The 14,072-nt window shown below is 66.6% G+C and carries 14 protein-coding genes; 8 read left to right on the forward strand and 6 right to left on the reverse strand.

Features of this window, described 5'->3' with window-relative positions:
• Window positions 1-12: 12 nt before the first annotated feature.
• On the reverse strand, window positions 13-1,179 hold the full coding sequence (locus OG804_RS10015; RefSeq protein ID WP_328396191.1) for a damage-control phosphatase ARMT1 family protein: 1,167 nt from the start codon (window positions 1,177-1,179) through the stop codon (window positions 13-15).
• A gap of 273 nt (window positions 1,180-1,452) precedes the next feature.
• On the opposite strand from OG804_RS10015, the gene OG804_RS10020 reads away from it, so the two are divergent.
• Window positions 1,453-2,697 (forward strand): MFS transporter, encoded by a 1,245-nt coding sequence (locus OG804_RS10020; RefSeq protein ID WP_328398297.1) that lies wholly within the window; start codon window positions 1,453-1,455, stop codon window positions 2,695-2,697.
• Complete coding sequence (locus OG804_RS10025; protein ID WP_328396193.1) at window positions 2,697-4,052, forward strand: LLM class flavin-dependent oxidoreductase; 1,356 nt, start codon at window positions 2,697-2,699, stop codon at window positions 4,050-4,052. Before OG804_RS10020 ends, OG804_RS10025 begins: the two co-directional genes overlap by 1 nt.
• A gap of 46 nt (window positions 4,053-4,098) precedes the next feature.
• Here the strand turns inward: OG804_RS10025 and OG804_RS10030 are convergent, their stop codons facing one another.
• Window positions 4,099-4,416 (reverse strand): DUF222 domain-containing protein, encoded by a 318-nt coding sequence (locus OG804_RS10030; RefSeq protein WP_328396195.1) that lies wholly within the window; start codon window positions 4,414-4,416, stop codon window positions 4,099-4,101.
• Window positions 4,417-4,759: 343 nt separating this feature from the next.
• Between OG804_RS10030 and OG804_RS10035 the strand changes: the two genes are divergently transcribed.
• Window positions 4,760-6,769 (forward strand): polyprenyl synthetase family protein, encoded by a 2,010-nt coding sequence (locus OG804_RS10035; protein ID WP_328396197.1) that lies wholly within the window; start codon window positions 4,760-4,762, stop codon window positions 6,767-6,769.
• Window positions 6,770-6,839: 70 nt separating this feature from the next.
• Here OG804_RS10035 and OG804_RS10040 read toward each other — a convergent pair whose 3' ends face one another.
• From OG804_RS10040 to OG804_RS10055, 4 genes are all read right to left on the reverse strand, one after another.
• On the reverse strand, window positions 6,840-7,676 hold the full coding sequence (locus OG804_RS10040) for a hypothetical protein (protein ID WP_328396199.1): 837 nt from the start codon (window positions 7,674-7,676) through the stop codon (window positions 6,840-6,842).
• Window positions 7,673-8,281: an ABC transporter ATP-binding protein gene (locus OG804_RS10045; protein WP_328396201.1), complete on the reverse strand. Its 609-nt coding sequence runs from the start codon at window positions 8,279-8,281 to the stop codon at window positions 7,673-7,675. The genes OG804_RS10040 and OG804_RS10045 overlap by 4 nt, the downstream gene beginning before the upstream one ends.
• Window positions 8,282-8,572: 291 nt before the next feature.
• Window positions 8,573-8,770 carry a DUF397 domain-containing protein gene (locus OG804_RS10050; protein ID WP_328396203.1) on the reverse strand — a complete coding sequence of 66 codons (198 nt, stop codon included), beginning with the start codon at window positions 8,768-8,770 and terminating at the stop codon, window positions 8,573-8,575.
• The gene (locus OG804_RS10055; RefSeq protein ID WP_328396205.1) at window positions 8,767-9,735 is read right to left on the reverse strand and encodes a helix-turn-helix domain-containing protein; all 969 of its coding nucleotides are present in this window, start codon (window positions 9,733-9,735) and stop codon (window positions 8,767-8,769) included. Before OG804_RS10055 ends, OG804_RS10050 begins: the two co-directional genes overlap by 4 nt.
• Window positions 9,736-9,931: 196 nt before the next feature.
• On the opposite strand from OG804_RS10055, the gene OG804_RS10060 reads away from it, so the two are divergent.
• From OG804_RS10060 to OG804_RS10080, 5 genes are all read left to right on the forward strand, one after another.
• Entirely contained in the window at window positions 9,932-10,204 is a 273-nt protein-coding gene (locus OG804_RS10060; protein WP_328396207.1) for a hypothetical protein, read from the forward strand.
• Window positions 10,201-10,719, forward strand: a complete 519-nt coding sequence (locus OG804_RS10065; protein WP_328396209.1) for a DNA-directed RNA polymerase subunit beta — start codon at window positions 10,201-10,203, stop codon at window positions 10,717-10,719. Before OG804_RS10060 ends, OG804_RS10065 begins: the two co-directional genes overlap by 4 nt.
• Window positions 10,716-10,925, forward strand: coding sequence for a hypothetical protein (locus OG804_RS10070; protein WP_328396211.1), 210 nt, complete (start codon window positions 10,716-10,718; stop codon window positions 10,923-10,925). Before OG804_RS10065 ends, OG804_RS10070 begins: the two co-directional genes overlap by 4 nt.
• Window positions 10,926-11,089: 164 nt before the next feature.
• Window positions 11,090-12,514 carry an ethanolamine permease gene (gene eat / locus OG804_RS10075; protein ID WP_328396213.1) on the forward strand — a complete coding sequence of 475 codons (1,425 nt, stop codon included), beginning with the start codon at window positions 11,090-11,092 and terminating at the stop codon, window positions 12,512-12,514.
• Between the two features lie 198 nt (window positions 12,515-12,712).
• Window positions 12,713-14,059 (forward strand): DUF2252 domain-containing protein, encoded by a 1,347-nt coding sequence (locus tag OG804_RS10080; protein WP_328398298.1) that lies wholly within the window; start codon window positions 12,713-12,715, stop codon window positions 14,057-14,059.
• The last annotated feature ends 13 nt before the right edge of the window (window positions 14,060-14,072 follow it).

A 14,072-nucleotide genomic window follows, 5' to 3' on the forward strand; every position in this document is an offset into this window, starting at 1 on the left:
CGGGCGCGCCGCTCATGACGTCGTCATCTGCACGACGCCGTGGGAGCCGCTGGTCCGCCAATCCGGTTCGGTGTCTTCCAGCTTGGCGAGCAGGTGTGCGTCGATGCCCACCGCGACATCGGATTTGAGCGTGCGCAGTGCGATCACTCGGGCCGGAGAGTACTGCGTGAGTGCGCTGAACGACGTCGTGGCCGGCCAGTGACAATCCCCGACGAGCCGCCGGTAGTTGAGGTCGCCCTTGAGGATCACTGTGTCGGCTCGCGCGAGCTCGTCACGCAGGTCGCCGGGCAGGTGGTGGTAGGACAACGGTGCGCAGTAGAACTCATGTGTCCGGACCCGCAGGCGGCCGGTCGTCAGCGCGGTGCCGAGTCGCGTGGCCGTCGCGCGCGCGGTCCCGGGGATACGCGCGAGGCGTTCGAGAGTGGCCAGCAGGTCGGCCGTGGTGGCATCCGAAACGTAGTAGGGCCGCGGTTTGAGATGAAGCTCGGTGATGAGCGCCGGGTGCAGCCCCAGCAGGTGATCGATGAGGAAAAGGTCGGGGATCAGTTCCCGGCCGGCGTTATCGGCTATCAGGGTGAGGGTTCCGGCCGAATGCGTGTGGAGGTGGTCGACTACAGCTGTGGTCTGATCGTCGAGAATCCTGCCGGGCGCGTCCTGCCCCGCCAGGGGTGAGCCGGACAGACGGAAGCCCAGGTCCGCCCGGTTGCCCCATAATGCGGCGTGGATGAGCGCGGTCGTGCGCTGCGGCGAAGACCGGTCGGATTGCTCGGGCGCCGCCGAAAGCTCGGTCTCCAGCGCGGGATCCTCGAGTTCGGCTTGTTTGCGGGTGAACGGATCGATTCCGCGCCAGGCGCCGGGGCCGAAATAGCCGACCGCGTCGAGCAGCAGGTGATAGAAGTAGCTTTCGGCCCAGAGGAACGGGACGTCGAGCCACCGCTGCCCGTACATTTCCTTCCCCCACCGGTCCCAGCGCGATTTCCCGGCGCTGCCGTCGGGCAGCGGCCGCACGGTTCCGGTGATCTGTTCGCGCAACTGCTCGAGACGGCGCCGGATCTCGGGCGGGTAGGGATGCGCGTCGCGGACCTGGTCGACGATGGCGGGGTTCCGGCGGGTCAGCACGGTCCACGCGAACGATTCGGGTTCGGTGGACACGATGGTCCGAGCCTCGGTTGCGCTCATATCCACTACGCTCCGTTCGCGAATCGGCGGGGACGGTCACAGTCGCCACTGCGGCGGCGCCGGCAATCGTGGCATACCACCGCGCGGACTCGAACCAGCGGCTCGGCATCACCTCCTGGAACCACCGGCCCGACCGAATTGCGATCACGGCGAGAAGAAGCCTCGGCAGCGCCGCGTTCGATCGCTATGTTCGCGGCGGTGAGTATCGCGATCAGTAGTTCCGAGGCCTCGCCCGGCGCTCGACCCTCCCCGCGGACCGTGGCATTCGGGAGCATGATCGGCACCACCATCGAGTGGTACGACTTCTACCTGTACGCGACCGCCGCCGCGCTGGTGTTCAAACCGCTTTTCTTCCCGAATGTTTCCTCCACCGCGGGCACCCTGGCCACCTTCGCCACCTACGCGGCGGGTTTCGGCGCCCGCCCGGTGGGCGCGATCGTCTCGGGACATCTCGGTGACCGTATCGGTCGTAAAACCGTGCTGGTGGGCGCGCTACTGCTGATGGGCGCCGCCACCGCCGCGATCGGCGTGCTGCCGACCTATGCGCAGGTCGGGCTGGTGGCCCCGGCGCTGCTGGCCACGCTGCGGGTGCTGCAGGGTCTGGCGGTCGGCGCGGAATGGGGTGGCGCGGCACTGCTGTCGGTCGAGCACGCGCCACCCGGAAAGCGCGGCTGGTACGGCAGTTTCACCCAGCTCGGATCGCCGGCCGGGATGCTGCTGGCGACCGCGGTGTTCTATATCGTGCGCGCTGTTTCCGGTGAACAAGCCTTCTTGGACGGAGCCTGGCGGATCCCGTTCCTGCTGAGCGCCGTGCTGGTGCTGATCGGCTTGGTGATCCGGCTGCGGTTGACCGACGCGCAGATCTTCGACCGGCTCAAGGAACGGGACGAGGTGGCGCGCCTCCCGGTTGTCGAGGTGCTGCGCACCCAGCCCCGGAACGTGCTGCTGACCACCGGATTACGACTCTCCCAGATCGGTCTGTTCGTCCTGCTGACCACCTATTCGCTGACCTACCTCCAGGACCGATTCGGCAAGGACAGCCAGGTGGGACTGGTGGGCGTGCTGATCGCCTCGGCGCTCGGACTCCTCAGCACCCCGCTGTGGTCGTGGCTCTCGGACCGGGTCGGACGCCGGCCGCTGTATCTGTTCGGCGCCGTCGGCGGGCCGCTCGCCCTCGCCCTGTTCTTCCTGGCAGTAGACAGCGGGTCGGAAATCGGCATAGTCCTGGCGATCGTCTTCGGGGTCAACGTGCTGCACGACGCGATGTACGGTCCGCAGGCCGCCTGGTTCGCCGAACTGTTCGATACCCGGGTCCGCTACAGCGGCACCTCGCTCGGCTATCACATCGGCGCGGTGCTCTCCGGCGGATTCGCCCCGCTCATCGCCGCCGCGCTGCTGGTCGCCGGTGGTGGACGACCGTGGCTCATCGTCGGCTACTTCATCGTGCTGTCTGCTCTCACCGCGCTGGCCGCCGCGGCGGCCCGCGAAACCTATCGCGACGATCTCAGCGAGGCCTGATGAAACGCATATACCTCAACGCCTTCGATATGGCCTGTGTCGGCCATCAGTCACCGGGACTGTGGAAACATCCCGCCGACCAGGGCCACCGCTACAACGAACTCGGCTACTGGACCGACCTGGCCCGCCGGCTCGAGGACGGCGGCTTCGACGCGCTGTTCCTGGCCGACGTACTCGGCGCCTACGACGTGTACGGCGGCTCCCGCGACGCGGCGGTCGCCGATGCCGCGCAGTTCCCGGTGAACGATCCGACCCTGGCGGTCTCGGCCATGGCCGCGGTCACCGAACGGCTGGGATTCGGGGTGACGATCTCGCTGACCTACGAGCAGCCGTACGCGCTGGCCCGGCGACTCACCACGCTCGATCACCTCACCGGCGGGCGGGTCGCGTGGAATATCGTCACGTCCTACCTGGCCAGTGCCGCACGAAATATGGGACTGGACGATCAGATTCCGCACGACGAACGGTACGAGATCGCCGAGGAGTATCTCGAGGTCTGCTACAAGCTGTGGGAATCGTCGTGGGAACACGATGCGGTGCAACGAGATCCACAACGCGGCGTTTACACCGACCCCGCGAAGGTCCACGATATCGAGCACAAAGGCCATTACTTCACGGTGCCGGGTCCGTTCCTGTGCGAGCCGTCACCGCAGCGCACCCCGACCCTGTTCCAGGCCGGTGCCTCCCCACGTGGGGTCCGGTTCGCGGCCGCGCACGCGGAAGCGGTGTTCGTGTCCGGACCGAATCCGGAGGTGGTGCGGCGCCCGGTGCGGGCGCTGCGCGAGGCGGCGGCCGAACTCGGGCGCGATCCCCGCTCGATCAAGGTGTTCACCATGCTGACGCCGATCGTGGCCGAAACCCGTGAACAGGCGCTGGCCGAACTGAGGTCCTACGAGCAGCTCGTGAGCGTCGAGGGCGCGCTCGCGCTGTTCGGCGGGTGGACGGGGGTGGATCTGTCCCAGGCCGACCCGGACGAGCCTTTGCGGCACGTGGAAACCGAGGCGAACCGGTCGGCACTGACCTCCTTCACCTCGGACCCGACCCGGACTTGGACACCGCGAGACCTTGCTACCTCGCTCGGGATAGGTGGGCGAGGGCCAGTTGTCGTCGGGTCGGCAGGGGAGGTCGCCGACGAGTTGGAACGCTGGGTCGACGAGGCCGATATCGACGGTTTCAATATCGCCTACGTGACGACACCGGGGACCTTTGCCGACTTCTCCCGTCTCGTAGTGCCCGAGCTGCGACGACGTGGGCGGGTCCCGGAGCAGACCGAACACGCCACCTTGCGGGAGAAGCTGGGAGGTGACGGCCCGCTGCTCGCCGCTGATCACCCGGGCGCCGCGTACCGACGGTAGCCCGCGTGGTCACTTCGAACAGCGCTCGACGCACCGGGGCTCGACGTCAGCTCGCGACCGCCAGCGCCCTCCACATCTTTCTGGAACGCGAGGGTGCCTGCGGAGCCGCGCATTCGATTCGTCGGCGCGCTTCGGGCGCACTGATCCGCAGCAGATCGGTCAATAGGTCCGCGGTGTCCCGATAGCCGGTGTCCGCGGCGAGGCCACGACGCTCGGCTTCAGCGACGGCCGCGCGCATGGCAGCGTCCAGTCGCCTCCGCCGGCGTTCGGTTTCGACGAGGGCGCGCAGCAGGTCGACATCGGCCAGATCCGGCCATCCTGGTGTTCGGGTATCCGGCGCGAGCGCGGTCGAATGTGTCTTCACCCGAGCCAGCCTACTGCACTCTAGAACATATGTTCGAACCTTCGCCGTGCTGGGCGTGCCCGTGTCGGCGAGACCCTGTCGGCGCGTTGTCGCAGGCCTGCCATCGCGGCGCACTGGGCCGAGGCGACCGTCACGGCGACGACCGGCCCGAGCGACGACCGGCGGCTCCGCGACGACGCCGAGCCGGGAGGCGCGCAGGCGCGTCGGCGTGCGACACGCGGCACAGTGATTCCGGCAGGCACAGAAGTTGCCCGATACCAACATCTTCCGCGCCGATTTGGTGTCGAATTCTACTGATCGATGGTGTTGCCGATGACCAACGTAACCAGTCAGGAGTGCGCTCATGCCACGTGGAATCGATTCGGCTGTCTTCCCACATCTGGAGGCGGACCTGGACCGTGTCCGTGACGTTCTAGGACCTGTTCGCCTGGAGGGCAGGCCCGAGCTGACCGCGCTCACCGACGAGGGGCCGGGCACCTCCCGCCGTTTGGTCCGTCCCACATTGGCCCTGTTGTCGTACTACCTGCTCACCGATCCCGCGACCCCGGCCGACGACCGGGTGGTGCGCGCCGCCGCTGCCGTCGAGTTGCTGCATCTGGGCTCGCTCTACCATGACGACGTCGTCGATCACGCGTACGAGCGTCGCGGCCGCCCCAGTGCCAACGTGGTGTGGGGTTCGCATATGGCGGTGCTGGGTGGGGATTCCATGATGCTCACGAGTGTGCGCATGCTGGCCGAACTCGGCCGGCGGGAAGTTCTCGCGGGGGCGATCGCGGGTGAGCAGATGTGTGCGGGCATGGTGATCGAGGCCGCCGACCTGTACGTGACCTCCCGCAGCGAGCAGTCCTACCTGGACGCGATCGACGGTAAGACAGCGGCGGTGTTGTCGCTGGCCTGCCGGGTGGGCGCGATGCAGGCCGGCCGCGCCGAGGCAGCGGAAGAGGCGTTGGCCCTGTTCGGCCGGCATTTCGGAATGGCCTACCAGCTGTACGACGACATCCTCGATCTGACCTCGACCGCCGCGGAAATGGGCAAACCCGTCAACGCGGATCTGCCCGAGGGCATCTACACACTTCCGGTGATCCGCGCGGCCGCCCGCGACGGGAACCTCGTGCGACTGCTCCGCCGGGCGATGACGCGGGCGCAGGCCGCGCAAGCCCACGAGCTCGTTCTCGCCTCCGGCGCCGTGGACGAAGCCAGAACGACAGCCGCCGAATTCATGGACCGGGCTGCCGGCCGGCTTGCCGCTGTGCCGGTGGACCCACGCGTGCGCGACGCAATGATGGCCTACGCCCGGTCCATCCTCGACCGGCGAACACCGGGGCCGGCGGCGGCATCGCATGCACCGCAGCCACCCCGGGCCCGCGGTGCGGGACTCCCGCCGCACATCGCGCAATGGTTGCGGAACTGGCTGGTGGACACCGGACTCGCCCTTACCTCCGCCGAGGCCGACTACCACCGGTGGACCGGCGCGATCCAGCTCCCGGCGCAGACCTTGACCCCGGCCGCGAGCCCGGCACGCGAACAGACGACCTACAGCATGGCCGTACTGACCCTCATTTTGGACGACCTCTTCGAAGACCCGCAGCTGACGGACCCGGCGGCCGTCACGGCGCTGCGCCGCGGCATGGTGGCGATGGTCCGCCGGGACCCCGCGGACCCCGCACTGCCCGGCGCGATCCCCACGGCCTGGGCGAGTCTGTGGCCGCGGCTGCGCGAGGGCCGGACCGCCCGTTGGCAGGAGCGATTCCTCGGCGGCCTCGAGGACTGGTTCGAAGCGGCCGAACGCGAAGCGCACCATCGCATCGACGGCTACATCCCGGGCACGGCCGACTACCTGCCGTTGCGGATCGCGACCAGTGGAATCGAGATCGCCCTCGCCTGCATGGAGGTGTACGAGGACGGGGAACTGCCGTCGAAACTGCGCAACCACCCGGTGATCCGGCGCTTCGAGGAACTCGCCTTCTGGGTGACGTTCGTGGAGAACGACCTGGTGGGGCTGGATCAGGACGATGCAGATCAGGTCCCCTACAACTTGGTGCGGGCGGTACGGCACGAAACCGGCGTCACCCGCCAGGAAGCCGTCGAGCAGGTGCAGCGTCAGGTGGCGGAGCATCGTGCCCAGCTCGAGGCGGTGATCCGCTACATCCCCGGGCTCATCCGCGTGCTTCCCGGCCTGCCGGGCAAGCGGAAGCACTACACGCAGATGTACGCGAACATCACGAATGTGGCGCTGTGGGGACGGGAGAGCGATCGGTACGAGCCGACCGCCGCGGCCACCGCGCCGGACCTGGAACGCTTGCGCCGTGAGGTCTACTACCGGGCCGACGAACCGGTTCCGAGCGCGCTGTAAGCCCCACCGGCCGATAGTCCCGCCCGATCCACCGTGGTGGCCGGGCGGGACGCACCCCGCAGTGTTTCCTCTACTGCCCGGGCTTCGTCGTTCCCCGGAGACGGGACCCGAGGGTGCGCGGTCCGGCGATACCGATCCAGGGCTTCGGCCGCAGCGAGGAGCGGGTGCGCAGATGGAAAGCGACCAGTCCGACGAGGGCGCTCGCACCGAACCAGGCCAGTTGCACAGCGAAGCCCGCCAACGGCGTGACATCGGAGAAACCGGCCGCGGCCGAAGCCTGCATCGCCCCGTAGGAGGGCAGCCAGCGCACGAGATCGCTGTCCGCCCCGGCGCTGGCGATCGGGTTCTGCACGGCCATATCGAGGCAGCTGATCATCGCGATGGCGAACATGCCCTCCACCTCGCGGCGCAGCAGCGCGCCGAGGGCGACGCCCAGCGCGCCATAGGTCATCGCCGCGCCGAACAGCGCCGCGGCGAGCAGAACCGGCTGCCGGGGCGACCAGTGGCAGCAGATGATCGCGGTGGCGTACGCACAGACCACCACCGAGGCCGCCACCAGACAGGCGATCTTCGCCATACCCAGCGCGACCCGGGGATACCCCGCCATCGACAGTCGCCGGTCGAATGCTCCACTGCTGAAAGTCGCCGCGAACATCATGAACCCGATGATCAGCGAGACCACCATCAGGGCGGCACTGAGCTGCGCGAGCTCATTGCCGTTGGCGCGCAACACGAGACCGCTGTCCCGGAGCCGGAACGGTACCTCGATATCGGTGACGGCCACCCGCGCCAGCGTGATCAGTACGGGAACGAAGACGGCCACCAACAGCATGGCGAACCGGTTACGTGCGTGCTCGACGAGGCCGAAGCGGGTGGCGATCAGGAACAGTCGAACACCGTTTCTCATCCAGCCTTCTCTTGTCTGTCTCGGAGGACCCCCTCGTGCAACCGCCAGACCTGATCCAGCCGGTCGGTGTCGTGGGCCAGATGCGAGACGATCAGCACCGATCGGCCGGTGTCACGGAACTCGGTGACCAGATCCCAGAAACGCAGATACGTCTCCCAGTCGAAACCCTGATAGGGCTCGTCGAGCAGCAGAACCTGCGGGTCGTGCATCACCGCCAACGTCAGGTTGAGCTTCTGCCGGGTGCCGCCGCTCAAGGTCGCGACCCGCTCACCGGCATACTCGGTGAACCGGAGGATCTCCATGGTCTCCTCGGCCCGGCGCAGATCCGGAACGGAATAGGCCGCGGCGAAGAAGTCCAGGTGCTGGCGGACCGTGAAGGCGTCGTTCAGGATCACCTGTTGCGGGCAGTAACCGAACCGCCCACGGTGCCGGATGGTGCCCCGGTTCGGTCGCAGCGCTCCGGAAAGGACCTTCAACAGCGTCGACTTCCCCACCCCGTTCTCCCCGACGATGCCCACCAGCGTCCCCACGGGCAGCGTGATGTCGACGCCACGCAGCACCGACCGCCTGCCGTACGAGTGGTGGATGTTCTCCACTTCCATCATCGCTCCCTATGTCTGCCGCCGATGCAGTGGACCGAGATCGGTTCGAATGCTACCAACCAGCGACGAAACCCTGTGCCACCAAGTCTGATTCGCAGGCCGAATACGCTCGCGGACGGCACATCCGCGCAGCAGCCGTCTCCGGTCGGTCACGGTGGCGACACTAGTAGGCTCGAGCGGGGCTTCCGGGAAGCAGAGGAAAGCGGTTGCCGGAACCACGACAAGGCGCGCCTGGGTGCCGACGAGGACGGCCCGCACTCCGCACCGGAATACGGGCCGCCGTCGGACCCGACCTCAGAGTTCTCCTCGGCACACCGCGTCAGTGAAGGCGTCCCAGTCCTCCGGAGCGAAGGCCAGAGCCGGGCCGGTGGGGTTCTTGGAATCACGGACGCCGACCATGTCTCGCTCCACGTGCGCCACTTCGACGCACTCCTGGCTCCCCGAGCTATAGCTGCTCTTGAACCACTGTGCCCCCGATAAATCGACCGTCACCGAACCCACTCCTCTGCAATCTCCTGGATGAGTTCATGACTACCGTTCTCATCCAGCGCGACACGCCGGATGTCAGCATACGCATCGCGGTATTCGTCGTACTCGGCCTTCTTGTCCAGATACAGAGCACCGGTGAAGCCCTGTATATAGACGACCGGTGGGTCCGTAAGCTTCGCCGTCGGGTGGCGTGGAAACTCGAGAATCACGAAATTCCCTGTCACGACTCCCTTGTGCCTGCGCGCGGCCAACGGGACCACCCGAACTTCTACGTTCGGCATCCTGTCCACGACGAGGAGATGCTCCAACTGCGTGGCCATGATGTCGGGCGATCCAATTCTGCGCCGCAGCACGGACTCGTCCACCATCACGTTCAGCGCCAGCGGATGCTTCCTGCTGTGCAACCGATCGAGTCTGCGCGTGTGCAACTCGAGGCGCAGTTCCACCTCACTCGTCGCCATCCCGGGAAACTCGGCCCAGATCACCTCACGCCGGTAGTCGACGGTTTGGAGCAGTCCGGGCAACAGCATCGTGTGGTAGGAGTTGAAACTCCGCGCCGCGTCCTCCAGACCCATGTAGAGGTCGAAGTGTTTGGGAATGGCGGCACCGAAGGCATGCCACCACCCCTTGGCCTGCGACTCTTCCGTCAGTCCCAACAGGACCGCCGCGTCCTCGTCGTTCAGTCGATACATCTCGGCCAGGTGACTGATGAACAACGGGTTGATCCGGGTCGGCTGCCCGGTCTCCATTCGCCAGAACGTCTGTTTCGATACGCCGATCGCTCGGCGCGCGGCCTCCGCCGAGATACCGGCTTCCTCGCGCTTCTCTCGGAGTATGCGAGCAAGGATGCGGCGCGGGAGGGTCGAGTTGGGTGCGGTCGAACTCTCGGTCATCGGCTGCTCCAGGTGGATTGACTGACGAGGCGGTTCGTACTGGAACCAATTCTGCCTTCGTCCAGGAACTTTCACCCTCTTTTGACGAAAAATCGTCTAGGAACGTTCCCCAATGGGCGGTCTCGGTGGTCAACTGAATCCGCGCCAGGCAATGAATCGGCGTTACTGACGAACTGGATCGAGCACTGCGCACTACCCCGTTTCGGTTACCAGCCTCTGTCCCCATTCAAAAGCATCGAGGTACCACGCCATGCGTCCCGAGCTTCCTCCCTTGCCCACCCGTGAACCGTCCAACCGTGCCATGGCCGCCGCATTGCGCCTCTGGCACGCGGAAATATCTTGGGTCACCGATGATCCGGCGACCCTGCGCCAACTCGCCGACGGACTGCGCACACTTTCCGATGCGTGCCCCGCCGACGACTGCCGTTCCCGGGATCCGGTCCGCGGATACGCCCACGCCCGCCAGTTGATGGCAGCCCATGCCGACCACGGCTGCCCCCGCTACAGCACAGCAGCCGAGTACACGACGGGAACCCGCCCATGAACGAACCGGCAACCCGCATTCCGTTCGGCGACACCCCGCCCACCCGCTGCGCCTTCTACCGCCGCGTCTGCGACCTCCCCGCGCATATCGACCCTCCCGAACTCGGCCGCATCGTCGTCCGCGCCGAACATATCGCCGCACTCGTCATGCCGTCCGCACTCGGCCATGCCGTCCACGCCGACCTCCGGCGCTGCCACCGCCACGACGCAGTCCCTGCCATCGGACCCGTCCTCGCCCATCCCCGTTCCGGCCGCTGGACCTTCCTCATCCGCCCCGACCTCCCCGACGACACAGCCCTGTTCACCGAGATGTTCCGCCTCGACATCTCCATCGCTCGCCCCGGAGCCACCCTCGCCCTCCCGTCCCCCACCGACCGCGGTGAACACTTCCGCCGTTGGCTCCACCTACCGCACAACCCGTTCCGACCCTCCGGGCTCACCGTCCTCGACTCCCTCCGCGCCTGCACCGCCCGCACCGGCTGGTTGCGCACCCCCGCCACCGGACCCCGCCCATGACCTCACCACGCCCCCACGAACCCGACCTCCACCTCAGCATCCACCTCCACGACCTCCGCCTCGACTACGCGGCCTGCCACACCGCCGCCCATCACTTCCTCCACGAATGGCGCACCCGCCACCATCCCGACGCCGCCACCATCCTCCCGGGCCACCCCATCGGACTCCCCCGTCTCCCCAACGAGCGCCTCTACCTCCACCACTGAGCGACCGCACCGGGAGCGGGGTGCGAATCCGGATACTCGACACCGAAACACGCCCGCAAGGGTTGTGAAATATCGGATCATTACTCTCACGCTGTCCAGATGTCGCGTATCTACCCAACGGAGATGAAATCCGGACGGGCAGCATCGTTGCGGGGAGTAATAAAATGAGTATCACCGAACCCGACGAGCTCGAGCCCGGGATCGACCACGAATACCTCGGCAAGCGGACGCTGCGTGCCGGAACAGCGGGCTGGGTCCTACTGGCCGGGCTGGGCGTCAGCTACGTGATCAGCGGTGACTACTCCGGATGGAACTTCGGCCTGGCAGAGGGCGGCTTCGGCGGCCTGGCCGTCGCCACCGTCGTGATCGCGGCCATGTACGGCGCGATGGTGCTGAGCATGGCCGAGATGTCCGCCGCCCTGCCGACAGCGGGTGGCGGTTACACGTTCGCTCGCCGGGCTCTGGGCCCGTGGGGCGGGTTCGCGACCGGCACAGCGGTGCTGATCGAATACTCGATCGCACCCGCCGCGATCGCCACATTCATCGGCGCATACGTCGAATCCCTGGGATTGTTCGGCATCGTGGACGGATGGTGGGTCTATCTCGCCGTCTACGCACTCTTCGTGGGCGTCCATCTCGCCGGCGTGGGTGAAGCGCTGAAGGCGATGTTCGTCATCACGGCGATCGCCCTCGTCGGTCTGGTGATCTTCGCGGTCGCGAGCATCGGCAGCTTCTCCTGGTCGAACCTGACCGATATCGCCCCCGACCCGGATGCCCTGGGTGCGAGCGAGTTCCTGCCGTTCGGCTACCTCGGGATCTGGTCGGCGGTCCCCTTCGCGATCTGGTTCTTCCTCGCCGTGGAGGGGGTACCGCTCGCCGCGGAGGAGGCGCGGGATCCCGCGCGCAATGTGCCGCGAGGCATCATCGCGGCCATGACTGTCCTCGTGGTAACGGGCGCGGTTGTGCTGGTGCTGGTTCCGGGGGCCGGCGGTGCGGCGGCGATGCAGGAGTCCGGCAATCCGCTCGTCGAAGCACTGGGCTCGGGCACGGCGGCGACGGTGGTGAACTACATCGGCTTGGCGGGTCTGGTCGCCAGCTTCTTCTCCATCATCTTCGCCTACTCACGCCAGCTGTTCGCGTTGTCGCGCGCGGGCTACCTGCCGCGCGGACTCTCGATCACCCACGCGCGCAAGGTTCCCACGCTCGCGTTGATCGTGCCCGGTGTCATCGGGTTCGTGCTGTCGATCTTCGGCAACGGCGCGACACTGCTCAATATGGCTGTGTTCGGTGCGGCGCTGAGTTACGTGCTCATGATGGTCAGTCATATCGTGCTGCGGATCCGGGAACCGGGTATGGAGCGGCCGTACCGGACGCCCGGTGGTCTCGTCACAGCCCTCTTCGCGCTGGTGATCGCCGTCCTGTCGGTGATCGCGACCTTCTTGGTGGACTCACTCGCGGCGTTCGGCTGTCTGGTCGTGTTTCTGCTGTTCATGCTGTATTTCGCCCTCTACAGCAGGACGCGGCTGGTCTCCAGTTCTCCCGACGAAGAGTTCGCCGCGCTCGCTGCCGCGGAGGACGAACTCCGCTGACCCGCCGGTTTCTCCGATACGAGTCGCATCGGCGCCGGATACCTCGCGGTGGTCGCCGTTTTCCCGCACCGCTCTCCTGCCGATCGTGTCCAGGGCAGCGCGGAAGGAGGTCTGGCACGATCGAGTCCATCGCCTCAGTTGCCCGGCGCCAGGACGGCAACTGCGTCACGACGAGAGGACCGGGCCGAGATCGTGGAAATGGACAACGGGATCAGCGAAGACAGTGCACACGACCGCAGGGCCGAGATAGTCGAGGTCTTCGCCGACGCCTTCGGCGAGATGATCGCCGCCGACCCGGACGCCTTCCGCAAGAAGTTCCGCAAAATGGCGGATAACCCGTTCGCCTTCTACCGCGGGTCCGCCTGCCTGTTCTACAACGATATGGCCGCCACCGAGGATCGGTGGGCCGATGAGCGCACCAGCAGGATCTGGATCCAGGCCGACCTGCATGCCGAGAATTTCGGCACCTACATGGATTCCGCCGGCCAATTCGTTTTCGACGTCAACGATTTCGACGAGGCGTATCTCGGTGCGTTCACCTGGGATATCAAGCGCTTCTGCGCCAGTGTGGCGCTGCTGGCCCGCCGCAAGGCCGTCTCCGATGCCGATATCGAGGTATTGACAGCGACCTATGTCCGCTCGTATGTGCGGATGGTGCGCGCCTTTCACGACGGCAGTCAGAACGAGCAGGACTTCAAATTGCATCTGCGGAACACCACCGGTCCCGTGCACGATGTGTTGCTGGATGCCCGGATGAACACCCGCACCGCCCTGCTGGCGAGCACCACGATGGTCGAGAACTACGAACGCCGGTTCCGGCCGGGCAAGGATGTCCGGAGTGTGGGCGAAGAGGAGCGCGCGTCGGTGCTGGAGGCCTTCACCCGATACCTCGAGACGATCCCTGAGCACAAGCGATTCCGGAGCATCACCTACCAGGTGAAAGATATCGTCGGCCGCAAAGGATTCGGGATCGGGTCGGCGGGGCTGCCCGCGTACAACATCCTCGTGGAGGGGCAGACCGAGGCGCTGGAGAACGACGTGATCCTGTCCATGAAACAGGGAAACATCGCCGCGCCCAGCCGGATCGTGCGCGACGATCGGATCCGGGACTATTTCCAGCACCACGGGCACCGCACCGCCGTGTCCCAGCGCGCCCTCCAGGCCCACGCCGACCCCTGGCTCGGCTACACCGAGCTCGGCGGGGACGGTTACATCGTCTCGGAACTCTCCCCTTATGTGAACGACCTCGACTGGTCCGATCTCACCGAGCCGGCGGAAATGCGACCGGTGATCGAATACCTCGGCCAGGCCACCGCGGGTATGCACTGTGTCTCCGACGCCGATTCCGACCAGACACTGGTCGATTTCCAGAGCGAGGAGGCGATCATCGCGGCCATCGGCTCCGACGAGGACGAATTCGTGCGCGATATGGTGGATTTCGGTCAGTCCTACGCCCACCGCACACGCGCCGATCACGAGCTCTTCGTCGACGCATTCCGCAACGGTGAGATCCCCGGCCTCGAGCGATCGTCACCGATCCACTGACACTCGCTGTAGG

Source organism: Nocardia sp. NBC_00416 (assembly GCF_036032445.1).
Lineage (GTDB): Bacteria > Actinomycetota > Actinomycetes > Mycobacteriales > Mycobacteriaceae > Nocardia.

Excerpts from the sequence above, each read along its gene's own strand:
- eat (WP_328396213.1), top strand. The coding sequence starts at position 11,090 with ATGAGTATCACCGAACCCGACGAGCTCGAGCCCGGGATCGACCACGAA.
- OG804_RS10015 (WP_328396191.1), bottom strand. The coding sequence starts at position 1,179 with ATGAGCGCAACCGAGGCTCGGACCATCGTGTCCACCGAACCCGAATCG.
- OG804_RS10070 (WP_328396211.1), top strand. The coding sequence starts at position 10,716 with ATGACCTCACCACGCCCCCACGAACCCGACCTCCACCTCAGCATCCAC.
- OG804_RS10065 (WP_328396209.1), top strand. The coding sequence starts at position 10,201 with ATGAACGAACCGGCAACCCGCATTCCGTTCGGCGACACCCCGCCCACC.
- OG804_RS10035 (WP_328396197.1), top strand. The coding sequence starts at position 4,760 with ATGCCACGTGGAATCGATTCGGCTGTCTTCCCACATCTGGAGGCGGAC.
- OG804_RS10080 (WP_328398298.1), top strand. The coding sequence starts at position 12,713 with ATGGACAACGGGATCAGCGAAGACAGTGCACACGACCGCAGGGCCGAG.
- OG804_RS10025 (WP_328396193.1), top strand. The coding sequence starts at position 2,697 with ATGAAACGCATATACCTCAACGCCTTCGATATGGCCTGTGTCGGCCAT.
- OG804_RS10045 (WP_328396201.1), bottom strand. The coding sequence starts at position 8,281 with ATGATGGAAGTGGAGAACATCCACCACTCGTACGGCAGGCGGTCGGTG.
- OG804_RS10040 (WP_328396199.1), bottom strand. The coding sequence starts at position 7,676 with ATGAGAAACGGTGTTCGACTGTTCCTGATCGCCACCCGCTTCGGCCTC.
- OG804_RS10020 (WP_328398297.1), top strand. The coding sequence starts at position 1,453 with ATGATCGGCACCACCATCGAGTGGTACGACTTCTACCTGTACGCGACC.